At 56.2% G+C, this 15,974-nt stretch carries 12 protein-coding genes and 3 pseudogenes; 11 read left to right on the top strand and 4 right to left on the bottom strand.

What is annotated here, in order from left to right; all coding sequences use genetic code 11:
* Together BCA33_RS10835 and uvrD are read left to right on the top strand one after the other, a co-directional pair.
* A pseudogene (locus BCA33_RS10835) lies at window positions 1-1,319 on the top strand (aldehyde dehydrogenase family protein); the annotation flags it as partial.
* Between the two features lie 135 nt (window positions 1,320-1,454).
* Window positions 1,455-3,620, top strand: coding sequence for a DNA helicase II (gene uvrD, locus BCA33_RS10830; protein ID WP_071265747.1), 2,166 nt, complete (start codon window positions 1,455-1,457; stop codon window positions 3,618-3,620).
* A gap of 151 nt (window positions 3,621-3,771) precedes the next feature.
* On the opposite strand, the gene BCA33_RS10825 is transcribed toward uvrD, so the two are convergent.
* From BCA33_RS10825 to arsH, 3 genes and pseudogenes are all read right to left on the bottom strand, one after another.
* Window positions 3,772-4,569, bottom strand: coding sequence for an undecaprenyl-diphosphate phosphatase (locus tag BCA33_RS10825; protein ID WP_071265745.1), 798 nt, complete (start codon window positions 4,567-4,569; stop codon window positions 3,772-3,774).
* 134 nt (window positions 4,570-4,703) lie between these two features.
* Window positions 4,704-5,773: pseudogene (arsB, locus tag BCA33_RS10820) on the bottom strand (ACR3 family arsenite efflux transporter).
* Between the two features lie 10 nt (window positions 5,774-5,783).
* Window positions 5,784-6,499: pseudogene (gene arsH / locus BCA33_RS10815) on the bottom strand (arsenical resistance protein ArsH).
* 192 nt (window positions 6,500-6,691) lie between these two features.
* On the opposite strand from arsH, the gene BCA33_RS10810 reads away from it, so the two are divergent.
* From BCA33_RS10810 to fetB, 6 genes are all read left to right on the top strand, one after another.
* Window positions 6,692-7,081: a metalloregulator ArsR/SmtB family transcription factor gene (locus tag BCA33_RS10810; protein WP_071265759.1), complete on the top strand. Its 390-nt coding sequence runs from the start codon at window positions 6,692-6,694 to the stop codon at window positions 7,079-7,081.
* Between the two features lie 45 nt (window positions 7,082-7,126).
* Window positions 7,127-8,131, top strand: coding sequence for an ArsJ-associated glyceraldehyde-3-phosphate dehydrogenase (locus BCA33_RS10805; RefSeq protein ID WP_071265743.1), 1,005 nt, complete (start codon window positions 7,127-7,129; stop codon window positions 8,129-8,131).
* A gap of 1 nt (window position 8,132) precedes the next feature.
* Window positions 8,133-9,326 (top strand): organoarsenical effux MFS transporter ArsJ, encoded by a 1,194-nt coding sequence (gene arsJ, locus BCA33_RS10800; protein WP_071265741.1) that lies wholly within the window; start codon window positions 8,133-8,135, stop codon window positions 9,324-9,326.
* A 203-nt stretch (window positions 9,327-9,529) separates the two neighbouring features.
* Window positions 9,530-10,201, top strand: a complete 672-nt coding sequence (locus tag BCA33_RS10795) for an SDR family oxidoreductase (protein ID WP_071265755.1) — start codon at window positions 9,530-9,532, stop codon at window positions 10,199-10,201.
* 7 nt (window positions 10,202-10,208) lie between these two features.
* Complete coding sequence (locus tag BCA33_RS10790; RefSeq protein WP_071265757.1) at window positions 10,209-10,817, top strand: ATP-binding cassette domain-containing protein; 609 nt, start codon at window positions 10,209-10,211, stop codon at window positions 10,815-10,817.
* Entirely contained in the window at window positions 10,804-11,601 is a 798-nt protein-coding gene (gene fetB / locus BCA33_RS10785; protein WP_071265739.1) for an iron export ABC transporter permease subunit FetB, read from the top strand. The genes BCA33_RS10790 and fetB overlap by 14 nt, the downstream gene beginning before the upstream one ends.
* Here fetB and BCA33_RS10780 read toward each other — a convergent pair whose 3' ends face one another.
* Entirely contained in the window at window positions 11,602-12,006 is a 405-nt protein-coding gene (locus BCA33_RS10780) for an acyl-CoA thioesterase (RefSeq protein ID WP_071265737.1), read from the bottom strand.
* Window positions 12,007-12,203: 197 nt separating this feature from the next.
* Here BCA33_RS10780 and BCA33_RS10775 point away from each other — a divergent pair, with 197 nt between their 5' ends.
* Genes BCA33_RS10775 through pstA form a run of 3 tightly spaced genes read left to right on the top strand, consistent with a single transcriptional unit; the run spans window position 12,204 to window position 15,955 of the window.
* Window positions 12,204-13,250: a substrate-binding domain-containing protein gene (locus BCA33_RS10775; protein WP_071265753.1), complete on the top strand. Its 1,047-nt coding sequence runs from the start codon at window positions 12,204-12,206 to the stop codon at window positions 13,248-13,250.
* Between the two features lie 46 nt (window positions 13,251-13,296).
* Entirely contained in the window at window positions 13,297-14,685 is a 1,389-nt protein-coding gene (gene pstC / locus BCA33_RS10770) for a phosphate ABC transporter permease subunit PstC (protein WP_071265735.1), read from the top strand.
* A complete protein-coding gene (pstA, locus tag BCA33_RS10765) occupies window positions 14,678-15,955 on the top strand; it encodes a phosphate ABC transporter permease PstA (protein ID WP_071265733.1) in 1,278 nt (425 codons plus the stop codon). Before pstC ends, pstA begins: the two co-directional genes overlap by 8 nt.
* Window positions 15,956-15,974 lie beyond the last annotated feature (19 nt).

Genomic DNA, 15,974 nt, shown 5'->3' with positions numbered 1-15,974 from the left:
CGAAAGCGAGGTGAAGGCAGCGGTTAATGCAGGCAAATCTGCACTAAGGCTGACTAACCCCTACAGCATTGAAACCCGCAGAAAATGGCTGGAAGATATCCGTGATGCCCTCAGAGCGAACAAAGAAGAAGTCGGCCGGATTCTTTGTCTGGAGCATGGCAAACCCTTAAACGAAGCTCAGGGTGAGGTGGACTACGCTGCAGGCTTTTTTGACTACTGTTCCAAACATATACAGGCGCTGGACGCTCACACGCTTCCGGAAAAGCCCAAGGACTGCTCTTGGACGGTTCACCATCGGCCCATTGGAGTTGCCGGGCTCATTACGCCCTGGAACTTCCCCATTGGCATGATTGCCAAAAAGCTTTCAGCCGCCCTGGCGGCAGGCTGTCCTTCTGTGATCAAGCCGGCTAGCGAAACGCCGCTAACCATGATCGCGCTATTCAAGTTGATGGATAAACATGTAAACCTGCCGGATGGCATGGTGAATCTGGTTATGGGTAAGGCCAGCGTAATTGGCAAGGTGCTATGCGAAAGCCCTGACGTGCCTATGCTGAGTTTTACAGGTTCCACGGAAGTGGGCCGCAAGCTGGTGCTGGATACTGCCGACCAGATTAAAAAGCTGGCTTTGGAGCTGGGCGGCAATGCGCCGTATATCGTGTTTGAGGATGCGGATCTGGATGCGGCAGCCGACAACCTGATTGGAAACAAATTCCGTGGCAGCGGGCAAACCTGTGTGTGTGCAAACCGGATTTTTGTTCACGAGAACGTGATGGAGGCTTTTGGTGAAAAGCTCGCCGAACGCGTGAACAAGATGACCGTGGGTGATGGCATCGCAGGCGATGTCGACCTGGGCCCTCTGATCAACAAAGCCGGTTTCGACAAGGTAAAGCGTCACCTGGAAGATGCCCTGAGCAAAGGTGCTTCACTGGTTGCAGGCAAGCAGCCAGGCGATTTGGGCGAGGGACACCTGTTCTTCCCGCCAACCGTTATCTCTGGCGTAACATCGGATATGTGCTGCTCGCAGGAAGAAACCTTTGGGCCACTGGTGCCAATGGCCAGCTTCCGCACAGAAGAAGAGGTTATTGAAGCTGGTAACGATACTGAATTTGGCTTGGCTTCCTATGTGTTTACTGCCGATGTAGAGCGTGCTCAACGAGTTGCTGCCGGCCTGCGGTTTGGCCATGTGGCTGGAACACTGGCACAGGACCTACGCCTGAGGCGCCTTTTGGTGGCATGAAAGCTCCGGAACCGGTCGCGAAGGTGGTTTGGAAGGGTTGTTCGAGTTTGTGGAAGCGCAGACGGTACCAAGGGGGTTCTGATTTCCCGAAGGTTAGACTAGGAAAGAAGGCGAGCCGTGGCTCGCCTTCTTTGTTTTTACGTGCAGCAAAGCAGGCATCAAGCAAGGCTGATATACTTCCGACCTGTTCATTTAACCAGTAGCGAAAGTGTTTTCTATGGATGTCTCCCACATTATTGATTCCCTGAATGATGCCCAGCGTGAGGCGGTTACGGCACAGAACGATCATTTGCTGGTTCTGGCCGGTGCCGGCAGTGGCAAAACCCGGGTGCTGGTGCACCGGATTGCCTGGTTGATGCAGGTGGATAGGGTTCCGCCCACGGGGGTTTTGGCCGTCACCTTTACCAACAAGGCTTCCAAGGAAATGCGTTATCGCATTGAGCAGATGATGGACATCCCGGCTCGGGGTCTGTGGTTTGGTACCTTTCATGGCATCGCCCACCGTTTGCTCAGGGCCCACTGGAAAGATGCGGGGTTGCCGGAAAACTTTCAGGTTCTCGACAGCGACGACCAGCTTCGGCTGGTTAAGCGTGTAATGCGAGAAGCGCAGATTGATGAGAGTCAGTTTCCGCCAAGACAGGCTCAGTGGTTTATCAGCAGCCAGAAAGACGAAGGTTTGCGGGCCGACCATATTCAGGAAAATCCAGGGGATCATTTCACCTCCACTATGGTGAGGGTGTACCGCCGCTACGAAGAACTTTGCCAACAGAGCGGCTTAGTGGATTTTGGCGAATTATTACTACGCTCCCACGAACTCTGGCTGCATAGGCCGCAATTGCTGGCCCATTACCAGCAGCGTTTTCAGCATATTCTGGTGGACGAGTTTCAGGACACCAACACCATTCAATATGCTTGGCTGCAAGTGCTGGCCAGTAACCGCGTGCCGCTGACGGTGGTGGGCGACGACGACCAGTCCATTTACGGCTGGCGCGGTGCAAAAGTAGAAAATATTCAGCAATACCAGCGAGATTTCCCCAACGCCCGCCTGGTGCGGCTGGAACAGAATTACCGTTCTACAAAGTTGATCCTGAAAGCCGCAAACTCGGTAATCGCCAACAACCAGGGCCGGCTAGGCAAGGAGCTTTGGACAGATGGCGTGGAAGGCGAGCCCATCAGCCTGTACGCGGCATTCAACGAGCAAGATGAGGCCAACTACATAGCCGACAGCATCTCCAGCTGGGTGAGCGAGGGCAATTTGCGCAGCGAATCGGCTATTTTGTACCGCTCTAACGCCCAGTCCCGGGTACTGGAAGAATCCTTGATGCGCCAAGGCATTCCATACCGGGTGTACGGCGGCCTGCGCTTTTACGACCGACAGGAAATCCGCAACGCGCTGGCCTATCTGCGGCTGGTGCATTATCGCCGGGACGACGCAGCCTTTGAACGCGTGGTAAACCTCCCCGCCCGAGGTATCGGAGCCAAAAGCCTGGGCGAAATCCGCCAGTACGCAACCGAGCTGAGCATCTCCTTGTGGGAATCATCTGAGCGGTTGCTCGAGGCTGGGCAGGTAAAAGGGCGAGCGAAAACCGGCCTACAGTCGTTCATCAGTATTATCGAAGAGCTATCTTCCCAAGCGGAAAACGCGTCGCTGCACGGCCTCATGAAGCAGACCATTGAAGCCAGCGGCCTGAAAGATTTCCACGCTAACGAGAAAGGCGAAAAAGCCCAGCAGAAAGTTGAAAACCTGGAAGAACTGGTTAGCGCATTGAGCGATTACGAAGTAGAAGAGGGCGTTGACCCGCTCTCGGAATTCATTGCCCAGGCAGCCTTAGATGCAGGCGAATCCCAAGCGGAAGACCATGAAGACAGCGTGCAGCTTATGACCCTGCATTCCGCCAAAGGCCTGGAGTTCCCGTTGGTGTTTCTTGCCGGTGTGGAAGAAGGGCTCTTCCCCCATGGCATGTCTCTGGAAGAACCGGGGCGTATGGAGGAGGAGCGTCGGCTGGCCTATGTGGGCATTACCCGCGCCATGAAAAAGCTGGTCATTACCTACGCCGAATCCCGCAGGCTGTATGGCCAGGAAAAATTCAACGCGCTCTCCCGATTTGTACGGGAAATTCCTGGCGATTGCCTACAAGAAGTGCGGCTACGCAATACGGTAACCCGCCCGGCGATGGTTGATCGGCCCAACGAAGGGCTGTTTAGTCAGGATTCTGCAAAGCAGTCTGGTTTCAGCCTGGGGCAGAGGGTACGACACCCCAAGTTTGGGGAGGGCGTTGTTCTAAACGCTGAAGGCAGTGGGCATCACACGCGGGTGCAGGTGAACTTTGACGAAGGAGCCAAATGGCTGGTGCTGGCCTATGCACCTTTAGAGGCCTGCTAAAGCTTCCGGGAGCACAGGCTGGGGTAGGGCATTTCAAAACTGTGCGGAGCCATGGATGGCGGAGCCCAAGCGTCACATGGATGTGCCGCAAGGAGCGTGTTTTGAAATGCCCTACCCCAGCCTGTGCTTCTTGCGCGGAACTGATCAACGATTACATCAGAACCGCGAAAATAACCCCAGCCAGAATAATTCTGTAAATGACGTAAGGCCACATACCCACCTTATTAAGCCATTTCAGGAAGAAATGGATTGCCGTAATGGCAATCAAAAAGGACGTCACACCGCCTACCAGAAAAGCGCTCCAATCAACGGTTACGTCTGCAGCAGCAACTTCCAGAAGCTTTACTGCAGAGGCCAGCGCGGTGATGGGAATAGCCAGCAGGAAGGAAAAGCGGGAGGCGGTTTCCCGGCCCATGCCAAGGAATAGGCCTGCAGTGATGGTAATGCCAGAGCGTGAAGTGCCGGGCACGAGTGCGATTGCCTGAGCTATCCCTACCAGTAATGCATCTTTCCAGTTAAGGCTGTCCAGAGACCGCTGGCGTTTGGGCATCCAGTCTGCGACGCCCAGCAACAGGCCGAAGAACAGCGTGGTGGCAAAGATGATTTCTACAGCGCGCAGTTCGTTATCGATGATATCCAGCAGTGCCAAGCCTGCAAGACCGGCCGGAATGGTGCCGATCACCAGGTACAGAGCCAGCGCCCCTTGGCCAACAACGCGGCGCCTGGCCATGGAAATAAGGCCGTCCCGGGCGATGCTGAACACATCGGTGCGGAAGTAAAGCACCACGGCCAGCAGAGTACCCACGTGAACCGCAAGGTCGAACGCAACCCCCTGATCTACCCAGTCAAAAAAGGCTGGCACAAGGATGAGGTGGGCGGAGCTGGAAATGGGCAGGAATTCGGTCAGTCCCTGGAGTAGGCCAAGGAATAAAGCCTGGAGAAAATCCATTCTGTGGGTTCCGTTCGTGTCAGAGGTTTCACGGTTCAATGGGAAGAAAAGATGGGCGGGATATTAGCAGGGTGATGGTTGGCTGAACAGTTCCCCGGCACCTGAGGCGAATCAGGCACCGGGGAAGACGGAACTCAGGCCGGGAATCTATCTCGGGTATTGTTGGCAATCCGCACCAGAACCAACATCAACGGTACTTCTACCAGCACTCCGACAACCGTGGCCAGAGCGGCACCAGACTGCAGGCCGAAAAGGGCGATGGCCGCAGCCACGGCGAGCTCAAAGAAGTTGCTGGCGCCGATCATGGCGCCGGGGGCGGCGATGCAGTGGCGAACCTTCCACAGCCGGGCCCAGCCGTAGGCAAGGAAGAAGATCAGGAAGGTCTGGATAATCAGCGGTACGGCAATCAGCACAATGTGCAGTGGGTTGTTCAAAATCACCTCGCCCTGAAACGCAAACAACAGCACCAGAGTGACAATCAATGCTGCAGGCGTTACCGGGCCAAGACGCTTTATGAATACTTCGTCGTACCAGCGCTGGCCGTTGCGGGCAATCAGGGTGCGGCGGGTCAGGTAGCCGGCTGTGAGGGGTATCACGATGTACAGAGCCACGGATAACAACACCGTATCCCAGGGCACCTGAATGTCCGAGATGCCCAGCAGGAAAACCACGATGGGAGCGAAAGCAAACAACATGATGATGTCGTTCAGGGACACCTGCACCAGAGTATAGGCAGCATCGCCTTTGGTCAGGTAACTCCACACAAACACCATGGCTGTGCAGGGCGCGGCACCGAGCAGGATGGCACCAGCCAGGTATTCGCTGGCTAACTGCGGTGCAATAAACGGCTCGAACACCACCATCAGGAAGAACCAGGCGATGGCGAACATGGTGAAGGGCTTGATCAGCCAGTTCACCACCGTGGTTATGGCGAGCCTTTAGGCTCTTTTCTTACGCCCACGATGGCGCTGAAATCGATCTGCGCCATCATCGGGAAAATCATCGCCCAGATCAGAATAGCAATAGGGATAGACACCTGGGCGTATTCAAAGCGGGACAGTATTTCTGGCACCGCAGGGGCAAGTTGGCCTAATGCCACGCCGGCGATAATAGCCAAGGCCACCCAGACCGACAGGTAGCGCCCGAACAGATCCATTCCCCCTGAGGTGGTCCCAGCTGCTGCGCTTTCTGTGTGGTTGCTCATAGACTGCCCCTCAGATAGCCCGCTGGTTTACGCGCTTTGACAAATCTTCTGCGCTTTCCTTGCGTTCGGAATAACGGTCAGTCAGATATTCGCTGCGGTCGCGCACCAGAAGGGTGAACTTCACCAGTTCTTCCATCACATCCACGATGCGGTCGTAGTAGGCTGATGGCTTCATGTGGTTGTTGTCATCGAACTCCATGAAGGCTTTGGGCATCGACGATTGATTGGGGATGGTCACCATCCGCATCCACCGGCCCAGTACCCGCAACTGATTGACCACGTTGAAGGATTGGGAACCCCCGCATACCTGCATTACGGCGAGGGTTTTGCCTGCGTGGGGCGAACAGCTCCCATGGACAGCGGAATCCAGTCAATCTGGGTTTTCATGATGCCGGTCATGGCGCCGTGGCGTTCGGGCGAGCACCACACCATGCCTTCGGCCCACTGCGCCAGTTCCCTTAGTTCCTGAACCTTAGGGTGGGAGGGGTCCTCAGCATCGGCCAAGGGCAAGCCCCGCGGACTGAAGATACGGGCTTCCGCACCCATGGCTTCCAGCAGGCGCGCGGCTTCCTCCACGGCCAGGCGGCTGAACGAGCGCTCTCGCAAGGAGCCATACAGCAGCAGAATCCGTGGTGCATGGTTTGAGGGCTTTGCAGGAATGAGCTGTTCGTTGGTGGGTAGTTCGAAGAGCTCGGAGTTGATATTGGGTAATTTGGATACTTTCATAATGAGGTGCGTGGCTCCTGTAAACGCTAATCGGCCTAAAAGCTTCCTGATGTCGACCTGGCTGGTCACCTGGCCCGCCACCACAATCTGGTCATCGTAGTGTCTTTACTTTGTCACTTTCCCTGCCTATTATCGCTAAAAACGCATATATGACAAATCGAATATGCGGAAATTTGAATGTCGGAGGACCCCATGAAAAGAAGCGTCCTACACCAGGTGGAAATCGCCCCTTCACCAACAGGCTACAACCCGGTGACTATTTTCAAGGCCTTGGGCGATGAGTTGCGGCTCGCAGCCCTTTTGTTGATCCGGAACCAAGCAAAATTGTGTGTGTGTGAATTGACCGAAGCCTTTACCGTGTCCCAGCCGAAAGTCAGCCGCCACTTGGCCATCCTGCGGGATGTCGGGCTGGTGGAAACTGAGCGTCGTGGTCAATGGGTCTATTATTCCCTTAACCCCCGGCTACCCGCGTGGGTGTTGCAGGTTCTGGCTGAAACCGCGCAGAACAATAGGGCATTGATTGAAGCGCCCCTGGCTCAACTGCAGGCCATGGCGGAGCGCCCAACTGTGCAGTGTCCCTGATCATTTACCGGATACACGGGTTGAGAAACTCGCAAGGAGATCAGTATGAGTAAGATCAAAGTAGGCATTAACGGATTTGGCCGTATTGGCCGACTGGCTCTGAGAGCAGCCTGGGGCTGGCCGGAACTGGAATTCGTTGCCATTAACGATCCCGGGGCAGACACCCATACCCTGGCACACCTGCTGAACTTCGACAGTGTGCATGGATGCTGGAGCCACGAGGCTGAAGCCAGTGGTGACAAGCTAGAGATTGACGGCAAGCGCATCACCCTCACTCACAACCAGGCCATCAGCGACACCGACTGGTCTGGCTGCGACCTGGTGATCGAGGCCAGTGGGGTGAACAAGACGGTAGCGGTGCTGCAGGGCTACCTGGATCAGGGCGTGAAGCGCGTAGTGGTTACCGCACCAGTGAAAGAAGCGGGGGCCAAGAACATTGTCTTGGGGGTGAACGAGCATATTTTCGATCCGGCCAACGACCGCATAGTTACCGCGGCTTCGTGTACCACCAACTGCCTGGCGCCGGTGGTTAAAGTGATTCACGCGAAGCTTGGTATCAAACACGGCTCCATTACCACCATCCACAGCCTGACCAACACTCAGACCATCCTTGATGCGCCCCACAAAGACCTGCGCCGGGCTCGGGCTTGTGGCAGTTCGCTGATACCCACCAGCACAGGTTCCGCCACTGCGATTATCGAGATTTTTCCAGAGCTGAAAGGGCGGCTGGATGGCCACGCTGTGCGAGTGCCGTTAACCAATGCGTCGCTGACCGACTGCGTGTTTGAAGTGGAGACGCCGACGGATCGCGACACCGTAAACCAGCTATTGAAAGAAGCTGCCGAGGGTGAACTGAAGGGTATTCTGGGCTATGAAAAGCGCCCGCTGGTGTCTATCGACTACAAGACCGACCCCCGTTCCTCCATTGTCGATGCCCTGTCCACGCTGGTGATCAATGGCACCCAGGTGAAGATATACGCTTGGTATGACAACGAATGGGGTTACGCTAATCGAACCGTAGAGTTGGCTCGCAAGGTGGGTTCTGCCTGATATGATTGCTGCCATCCGTCAGTATTTGGTGATAACCGGCAACTACTGGGCCTTTACCTTGACCGACGGCGCTCTGCGTATGTTGGTGGTGCTGCATTTCCACCAGCTGGGTTATTCGCCCCTGGAAATTGCCCTGTTGTTCATCTTTTACGAATTTTTCGGGGTGGTGACCAATCTGCTGGGTGGGTATCTGGGTGCTCGCATGGGCCTGAACCGCACCATGAACATAGGGCTGTTCCTGCAAATTGCAGCGCTGGTTATGCTGGCAGTGCCCGCAGCCATGCTGACGGTACCCTGGGTAATGGCAGCGCAGGCTTTGTCGGGTATTGCCAAAGATCTGAACAAGATGTCCGCCAAGAGTGGTATCAAATTGCTGGTGCCGGATGAGCAGCAAGGTAAATTATACACGTGGGTGGCCATCCTTACCGGTTCGAAGAATACTCTGAAAGGCGTGGGCTTTTTTCTGGGCGGTGTATTGCTGATGTCGGTTGGATTTACCAGCGCGGTGATTGCCATGGCGGTGGCTCTTGGGTTGGTGTGGCTGTCCAGTCTGTTTCTGCTTAGGCAGGAACTGGGCAAGAGTAAAGCCAAGCCGAAGTTTCGCGAGATCCTGTCAAAAAGCCGCGCCATTAATGTGCTATCGGCAGCACGTATGTTTCTGTTCGGCGCCCGGGATGTGTGGTTTGTGGTGGCCTTGCCGGTGTATTTGCATACGGTGTTTGGCTGGGATTTCTGGAAGGTAGGGGGCTTTATGGCCTCCTGGGTCATCGGCTATGGCTTTATCCAGACCGTTGCTCCCCGAATCACTGGCAACCTGGAAAGCAAAAAATCTGCCGTACTCTGGGCAGCTGCCCTGGCGCTGATTCCCGCCGCCATTGCCATTGGCCTGATGGTCGGCTGGCCTCCGCAGTGGGTGGTCATCGGTGGTCTTGTGTTATTCGGCGTATTGTTTGCTATCAACTCATCCCTGCACAGCTATCTGATTGTCAGTTATGCCCGGGGCGACGGCGTGTCGCTGGATGTGGGCTTTTATTACATGTCCAACGCAGCGGGCCGACTGATGGGTACTATTTTGTCTGGCTGGGTTTATCAGGGATACGGTTTGGAAGCCTGTCTCTGGATTTCTGCAGGACTGGTAGCCATGGCGGCGCTGTTGTCCCTGATGCTTCCCGAAAGGCATGAAGCCTGGGCCTGACATCGACAGGATTCAGAAGCGCAGCACCAAGCCACCGGAGCAAAACACCGAGCCGCCGGAGTCGAGAGCCGTATAGATACAGCGAAGGTCAAGCCGCAGGCTGTCGCTGAGAAAGAACTGGTAACCTCCACCGAGGGACAGGGCAAGTCGGTGGTGAGAGATCCAATAGAATGATGAACCTGATCAGAACGGAGGCGTTTTTTATGTCGGAGACCAACATAGTTGTCATCACCGGTGCCAATCGCGGCATTGGTTTGGAGCTCGCCCGCCATTATGCCGGTGAAGGGCATGAAGTGATCGGCGTGTGCCGGCAATCGTCTGATGAGCTGGCAAATGTGGCTGCACAGGTAATCGACGGTGTAGATGTCACCACCCCTGAGGGCATTGAAAAGTTGAAGGCTGGTCTAGCGAGTAAAAGCATCGGTTTGCTGATCAACAACGCCGGCTTGCTGCAGGATGAGCAGCTGGGCAGCATTGACTTTGATTCTATCCGCACGTTGATGGAAATCAACGCCTACGCCCCGTTGCGTGTGGCCGAGGCGCTCGTTCCGTTGATGGGGCAGGGTAGCAAGATCGCCAATATCACCAGCCGAATGGGCTCCATTGCTGATAACGATTCTGGTGGTCGCTACGGGTATCGAGGGTCCAAAGCGGCGCTGAACGCCTTTGGTAAATCTCTGGCGATGGATTTGAAACCAAAGGGGATCGCAGTGGCTCAGTTGCACCCGGGTTATGTGAAGACCCGCATGGTGAACTTTGGCGGCCTGATCACCCCAGAAGAGTCTGCCCGGGGACTGGCGGAACGGATTGCCCAGCTGAGCCTGGAGAATACCGGTTCTTTCTGGCACAGCAACGGTGAGGAGCTGCCGTGGTGAGCCGCTTTTGACAAACCTCTTGCTGGAAAATGTCAGCGTTGGCGCTCTGAGTGACGTGTCACTGGCGGTGCCCGGCGGGCAGGTAGTTTGCTTGTCTGGCCCCTCCGGCAGCGGCAAGAGCCGCTTGCTACGAGCGGTAGCCGACCTGGAGCCCCACGGTGGCGCGATTTCCCACAATGGCGCCGGCCAACTGGATGTGCCCGCACACCAGTGGCGAAGCCGGGTTGTTATGGTTCCGGCTGACAGCCAGTGGTGGTTTGATGACGTGGGTGCGCACTTTTCCCAAAAGACCGGTGAAAACCTGCCCGAGGCACTGGGGTTTCCCCCGGAGGTAATGGCTTGGTCGGTCAGCCGTTTGTCTTCCGGTGAGCGGCAGCGGCTGGCGCTCTGGCGGGCTCTTGCGTTGCAACCTCAGGCGTTGTTATTGGACGAGCCTACGGCCAATCTTGATGGCGAGGCCACGAAAGCGATTGAAGCCTGGCTGCTCGAAGAAATCCGGCGACGGCAGCTCGCTACCCTATGGGTGGCCCATGACCCGGCCCAGATTCAACGTGTGGCCAACGCCCATTACCGTATTCACGGAGCACGGCTGGAGTCTGTCTATGGAAGTGATTGATCTGGCCTGGTGGAAGCTTGCGCTGGCGGCCCTGTTGATATTGGCTCTGGCGGTGACTGGCCATTTAAGCCGGCTCGGCATCACTCGCAGCCTGTTGATTGCGGCCGTACGCACGGTGATCCAGTTGGCTCTGATCGGACTGGTGCTAGAAGCCTTGTTCGCTTCGTCTGCATTCTATTGGATTGCTCTGTTGGCACTGACCATGCTGCTGGTGGCAGGCCGGGAGGTGGTTGCTCGCCAGAGCCGGCGATTGCGGGGTTGGTGGGCCTTCGGCATTGGCACAGGGGCCATGTTTGTGTCTTCCTTTACGGTCACGGTGCTGGCCTTGACAGTGGTGATCGGCCCGGAGCCCTGGTATGCCCCACAATATGCCATTCCTCTGTTGGGCATGATGCTGGGTAATACCATGACGGGTGTCAGCCTGGCCCTGGACCGGTTGAATGATTCCGTCTGGCGGCAGCGTGCCGTGATCGAGAACCGGTTGATGCTGGGGCAAACGTGGCAGCAGGCCCTGGAAGACATTCGCCGGGAGGCCATGCGCAGCGGCATGATGCCGTCGATCAACGCCATGGCTGCGGCGGGCATTGTCAGTCTGCCAGGCATGATGACCGGTCAGATTCTGGCAGGTAGCCCGCCGGCTGTGGCAGTGAAATATCAGATCCTGGTGATGCTGATCATTACCGCAGGCACCGGTTTTGGTGCCTTGATGGCCGTATCCTGGGGTGGCCGCCGACTGTTTGACGAGCGCGAGCGGCTGCGACTGGACCGGCTGATAAAGCCCTGACTAGCTGCGCTGCTCTGGCACTTCCCGGATGCGGCCCTGCTCATCAATGGCGACGTACACAAAACGGCCTTCGGTCACCTTGCGCGGGTGTTTGGCGGTACGGTCGAGTGTCCACACTTCCACCTTGATGGTCATGGAGCTACGGCCGATGTCGACCAGCTCGCAGTAGCAACCGACCTGAGACCCGACTCGTAACGGCGAGAGAAACTCCATCCCGTCCATGGCCACCGTCGCATTGCGGCCCAGAGAGATGCGCCCAGCCACGGTCGCGGCGGCGATATCCATCTGCTTGACCAACCAGCCTGCGAACACATCACCATTTGCATTGGTGTCTTGAGGCAGAGGAACAATCTGAAGGATCAGGTCGCCGCGGGGTTTGGGTTTGTCGTCATCGTACGCCATCATGAAGATTGCCTTTTTATAAATCTCTGGAATTATTTTCTTAGCATGGTAACGGCCTGTCACGCCGCTGCAAGCTTATTTGCCGCTTCTGCTTAATATTTCAAAAGGTGTAACAAAGTTGTCATACAGAAGTTCTAGTCTTCACTCATCAGTAAACCGGTGCTGTACACAACATAAGTGACTGATGGAGATTCAACGTGATTAAATCGAATAAAGCTTTTGCTATCGCCGCACTAACTGGCGGATTATCTCTGGTTTCCGCCCCGGCCCTGGCCCGTGACACGGTAAACGTTGTGGGCTCTTCAACGGTCTATCCCTTCGCAACGGTTGTTGCAGAGCGCTTCGGCCGAAATACCGATTTCCCCACGCCCAAGCTGGAATCAACGGGTTCTGGCGGCGGCTTCAAGCTGTTCTGTGCGGGCATTGGCACCCAGCACCCGGACATTACTAACGCCTCCCGCCGGATGAAATCCAGCGAGTTTCAAATGTGTCAGCGCAATGGTGTGGAAGCTATCACCGAAGTGAAAATTGGCGCAGATGGCATTGTCATTGCTAACTCCAAGGAAGCGGGCCAGATGAACCTGAGCCTGCGTCAGGTTTTCCTGGCTCTGGCCAAGGACGTTCCGGATCCGGAAGGCGGTGACAAGCTGGTCGCTAACCCTTACGAAAAGTGGAGCGATATCGACGCCAGCTTGCCGAACAAAGAAATCAGCGTGATGGGGCCACCGCCGACGTCCGGAACCCGTGATGCCTTCGTAGAAATTGCGATGGAAGGCGGCTGTAAGACGTTTGACTTCATCAAAGCGATGGAGAAGAAAGAAATGCGTGGTATTTGCCACAATATGCGTGAAGACGGCGCGTTCGTTGAGGCCGGCGAAAACGATAATTTGATCGTTCAGCGTCTTGCTCAGGACAAGGATACTTTGGGCATCTTCGGTTACAGCTTCCTGATGGAAAACAGTGGTGAAATCCAAGCTTCGACGATTAATGGTGTGGAGCCAACGCCAGACACCATCGCCGATGAGGAATACCCGGTGGCTCGCTCTCTGTTTTTCTACATCAAGAATGCCCACGTTGGTGTGGTTCCGGGCATAGCGGAGTACGCACAGGAATTCACCACCGAAGGCGCCTGGGGTGACAACGGCTACCTGGTGGATGTAGGGCTGATCCCTAATCCCCGCAATATGCGCATGGAAGTGGCGAAAGCAGTCAAGGAACTCAAGCCAATGACGGGCGATGAGCTTTAACACCCGAACGGGTAAGGCGCAGGGGCAATGAACCGAGGAGATAGTAATGCAGACAGCTGATTTGTTGCCCCTGGTTTTGGTGCTTGCCGCAGTGGCTTACGGGTTCGCTTACATGCGCTCCCGAGCGGTGGCGGCGCCGCTGGGGGGCATTCGTAACCTCAAAGCTCTGCCAGTTTACTATGCCGCCAGAGCCGCGCTCTGGTGTGCCATCCCGGCGCTGATTATTCTGGGTGCCTGGGCAGCGTTTGAGGGTAAGGTCATTCAGGACATGGTGATGGCCTCTTTGCCCCCAGAGCTTGCCCCGCAATCGGAAGGACGCGCCAGCCTGACGCTCTCCCAGATCAGCAATCTGGCCGCCGGCAAACTCGACCCTGCCATGGTTCCAGATGGCATTTCTGGTGCGGCGGCTTTGCTGCAAGAGCTGCGCGAGCAAAGCAGCCACTTCAAGACGCTTTTGGTGGTTCTGATTGCTGTTCTTGGCGGTACCTTCGCATGGACACGGGTTGCGCCGCACATCAATGCCCGCAAGAGCGTGGAGCGTACGCTGCAGCGTCTGTTTTTTGTATGTGCTGCCGTTGCCATACTTACCACCATTGGCATTGTTTTCTCGGTTATTTTTGAAACCGTTCGCTTCTTTGGCAAAGTGCCGATGAGCGAGTTTTTGTTTGGCACCAGTTGGAGCCCGCAAACCGCACTGCGTGCGGATCAAATAGGTTCAGAGGGCGCGTTCGGCATTATTCCGCTGTTTACGGGCACTTTGATGATTTCCGCTATTGCCCTGCTGATTGCTGTGCCGGTTGGCCTGCTGTCGGCCGTGTACCTTTCCGAGTACGCCAGCAGGCCGGTTCGTGCGGTGGTCAAGCCACTGCTCGAGATGCTCGCAGGCGTGCCCACCGTGGTTTACGGTTTTTTTGCCGCGCTCACTGTAGCGCCATTCATCCGCGATTTGGCTCTTATGCTGGGCCTTGAGGCCTCCTCCCAGAGCGCTCTGGCGGCAGGGCTGGTGATGGGCATCATGATTATCCCGTTTGTGTCATCACTGTCGGACGACGTGATCAACGCGGTTCCGCGCACCCTTCGGGATGGCTCCCTGGCGCTGGGCGCCACCCAGTCTGAAACCATGAAGAACGTGATTTTTCCGGCGGCGTTGCCCGGCATTATGGGCGGCATCTTGCTGGCCGCATCCCGGGCGATTGGTGAAACCATGATTGTGGTGATGGCCGCCGGCCTGGCCGCAAACCTGACGGCCAACCCTCTGGATTCCGTCACCACAGTGACGGTTCAGATTGTCACTCTGCTCACCGGTGACCAGGAGTTCGACAGCGCCAAGACACTGGCCGCGTTTGCCCTGGGCATGATGCTCTTTATCGTAACGCTGCTGCTGAACGTGATCGCACTGAAAGTCGTGCGTAAATACAGGGAACAATATGACTAACCCAGGCTCACAGGCGGAGCTTGTCCGCCGCTCGCTCAAGCGTCGCTACCGCAAGGAGCGTCGGTTCCGATTTTATGGCATAACCGCTATTGCGATTGCGTTGTTTTCTTTGGTGATTCTGTTTACGGACATTATCAGCAAGGGGTACACCGGCTTCATCAAAACCACCGTGACCCTTGAAGTGCATTTAGATGGGGATTTGATGTACCTGAACGATGCCACGGATCCGGAGCAGATCGCCATGGCGGACTTTCAGGCGCCTATTATCAAGGCCTTACAGGGGTATTTCCCACAGGCCACGAGCCGGGCGGACAAGCGTGAGTTCAGCCGCATGACAGGCAGTTACGCCAGTAATCAGGTGCGTGATCTGCTGAAGGAAAACCCGGATTGGCTGGGCAGCACTCGCACCATTGAGTTTCCGGCTCACGATACTGTGTCGGTTTACGTAAAGCACGCGGGCGACCCCGGGTACTCCATACGCCTGACAGAACAGCAGCAGCGCTGGACGGATGAGCTACTCCGTAAAGGTGTGATCGATACCGGGTTTAACGATGTGTTTTTCACCAGCGGCGACTCCCGGGAGCCTTCTAACGCGGGCATTCTCGGCGCGTTGATCGGCTCTTTGCTGACGATGGGCATCACCCTGGTCATCGCCTTCCCGGTGGGCGTGGCAGCGGCGATTTATCTTGAAGAGTTTGCGCCCAGTAACCGTTTAACGGACTTTATTGAGGTCAACATCAACAACCTTGCAGCCGTGCCTTCCATCATTTTCGGGTTGCTGGGCCTGGCAGTGTTTATCGGCGTATTCGGTATGCCGCGTTCGGTGCCTGTGGTGGGCGGCTTGGTGCTGGCCCTGATGACGCTGCCTACCATCATTATCTCAAGCCGGGCGGCGATCAAGAGTGTGCCGCCGTCGATCCGCGAGGCGGCCGAAGGCATAGGCGCATCGAAAATGCAGGTGGTTCTGCACCATGTGTTACCACTGGCCATGCCTGGCATGCTGACCGGTTCCATCATTGGTATGGCGCAGGCCCTGGGTGAAACCGCGCCCCTTTTGCTGATCGGCATGGTGGCTTTCATCGTCGAGATTCCAGACGGGTTTTTCAGTTCCGCCACAGTTCTACCCGTACAGATCTTCATCTGGGCCGGCAGTGCTGAGCAGGGATTCGTGGAGCTGGCCTCCGCCGGCATTATGGTTCTGCTGGCCTTCCTGATCACTATGAATGCATTCGCCATTTGGCTGCGCAAGCGTCTTGAGCGCCGTTGGTAAAGGAACAATACTTATGAGC

The organism is Marinobacter sp. AC-23 (assembly GCF_001858325.1).
Taxonomy (GTDB): domain Bacteria; phylum Pseudomonadota; class Gammaproteobacteria; order Pseudomonadales; family Oleiphilaceae; genus Marinobacter.
This window is presented reverse-complemented; position numbering and strand designations above follow the sequence as displayed.

What these genes read in the sequence shown, in the direction of transcription:
- uvrD (WP_071265747.1), top strand. Translation starts at nt 1,455, where the DNA reads ATGGATGTCTCCCACATTATTGATTCCCTGAATGATGCCCAGCGTGAG.
- BCA33_RS10825 (WP_071265745.1), bottom strand. Translation starts at nt 4,569, where the DNA reads ATGGATTTTCTCCAGGCTTTATTCCTTGGCCTACTCCAGGGACTGACC.
- BCA33_RS10810 (WP_071265759.1), top strand. Translation starts at nt 6,692, where the DNA reads ATGAAAAGAAGCGTCCTACACCAGGTGGAAATCGCCCCTTCACCAACA.
- BCA33_RS10805 (WP_071265743.1), top strand. Translation starts at nt 7,127, where the DNA reads ATGAGTAAGATCAAAGTAGGCATTAACGGATTTGGCCGTATTGGCCGA.
- arsJ (WP_071265741.1), top strand. Translation starts at nt 8,133, where the DNA reads ATGATTGCTGCCATCCGTCAGTATTTGGTGATAACCGGCAACTACTGG.
- BCA33_RS10795 (WP_071265755.1), top strand. Translation starts at nt 9,530, where the DNA reads ATGTCGGAGACCAACATAGTTGTCATCACCGGTGCCAATCGCGGCATT.
- fetB (WP_071265739.1), top strand. Translation starts at nt 10,804, where the DNA reads ATGGAAGTGATTGATCTGGCCTGGTGGAAGCTTGCGCTGGCGGCCCTG.
- BCA33_RS10780 (WP_071265737.1), bottom strand. Translation starts at nt 12,006, where the DNA reads ATGATGGCGTACGATGACGACAAACCCAAACCCCGCGGCGACCTGATC.
- pstC (WP_071265735.1), top strand. Translation starts at nt 13,297, where the DNA reads ATGCAGACAGCTGATTTGTTGCCCCTGGTTTTGGTGCTTGCCGCAGTG.
- pstA (WP_071265733.1), top strand. Translation starts at nt 14,678, where the DNA reads ATGACTAACCCAGGCTCACAGGCGGAGCTTGTCCGCCGCTCGCTCAAG.